At 62.3% G+C, this 1,104-nt stretch carries 1 protein-coding gene; it reads right to left on the bottom strand.

Annotation, left to right across the window (positions count from 1 at the left end; genetic code table 11):
* Nucleotides 1–7: 7 nt before the first annotated feature.
* Nucleotides 8–1,054, bottom strand: a complete 1,047-nt coding sequence (locus GTK09_RS27065; RefSeq protein ID WP_163466482.1) for an IS481 family transposase — start codon at nucleotides 1,052–1,054, stop codon at nucleotides 8–10.
* Nucleotides 1,055–1,104: the final 50 nt, after the last annotated feature.

Genomic DNA, 1,104 nt, shown 5'->3' with positions numbered 1-1,104 from the left:
TGTCCACTTAAGCTTCTTGACTGACGAATGACATGACGGTTTCGACTGGCCTACGGCCCATGTTGCGGTAGCCGAGGTGCGGGCGTTCGGTGTTGTAGTGGACGAGCCAGGCGTCGAGATCGGCCTGCAGGGCTTCGACGGTTTCGTAGAAGGTCTCGCGCATCGTCGCCCGGAAGAACTCCTCGAGGATGGTGCCGTTGAAGCGCTCGACGAAGCCGTTTGTCTTCGGGGTCCGGACCCTGGTGCGCCGGTGCTCGATGCCGTTGAGGTCGAGATAGAGTTCGTAGGGGTGCTTGTCGGTGCCGCAGAATTCCCGGCCGTTGTCCGTGAGAACGGCACCGACCGGCAGGTCGAGATGGCGGTAGAAGGGCAGCACCTCGTTGTGGAGCACGGCGACGGCCGCCTCGGGCTGCTTGGAGACATGCAGAAAGCCGAAGGCATAGGAGCCGTAGGTGTCGACGACGGCATGCAGATAGATCTTGCCGATGCCCTTGAGATTGCCGACGAAGAATGTGTCGGCCGACAGGAGTTCGCCGGGCGACGAGCTCTCGACATGGCGCTCGCGGAAGCAGGGGTTCAACTTCTCGATGAACGCCGCCTGCTCGGGCGTGATCTCGATCTCCTTGTCTGCATTGGCCTTTTCCAGCGCCAGCCAGCGATCGGTGCGCGTGCCGAGATCTGCGGCGTTGAGGATCTTCTGGATGGTGATCGCCGAGACGGCGATCCCTTCCAGGCGCAAGAGCGCTTCCAACCGGTTGCAGCCATAGGCTGGATGCTCGAGCGCCAGAGCCCTGATCCGCTCCACCGTCGCCGGCGGGGTCGTCTGCGGATGGCTCTTGTGGATCGGCGGCAGGTCCTTCAGGCCCTCGAAGCCCTGGGTCTGAAAGCGCCGCTTCCATTCGTAGAAGCTGGTGCGGTCGAGACCGCGCTGCCGGCACGCCTCAGCGACATTCCCCAGCTCCTTGGCCAGATCCAGGACACTCAGGCGATGATGCGCAACCTTGGTGGCCGCATCACGCGGCCCTGCGGACTTCCTTGATGGTGACGGTCCCATGGTTCGGTCCTCCTTCCCAAAAATAGCATGGAAAGAAGATTAAGAGGACA

Origin of the sequence: Jiella pacifica, assembly GCF_010500815.1 — a bacterium.
GTDB lineage: Bacteria > Pseudomonadota > Alphaproteobacteria > Rhizobiales > Rhizobiaceae > Jiella > Jiella pacifica.
Note: the sequence above shows the minus strand (reverse complement) of the source record. Positions and strands in the feature narration are given on the sequence as shown.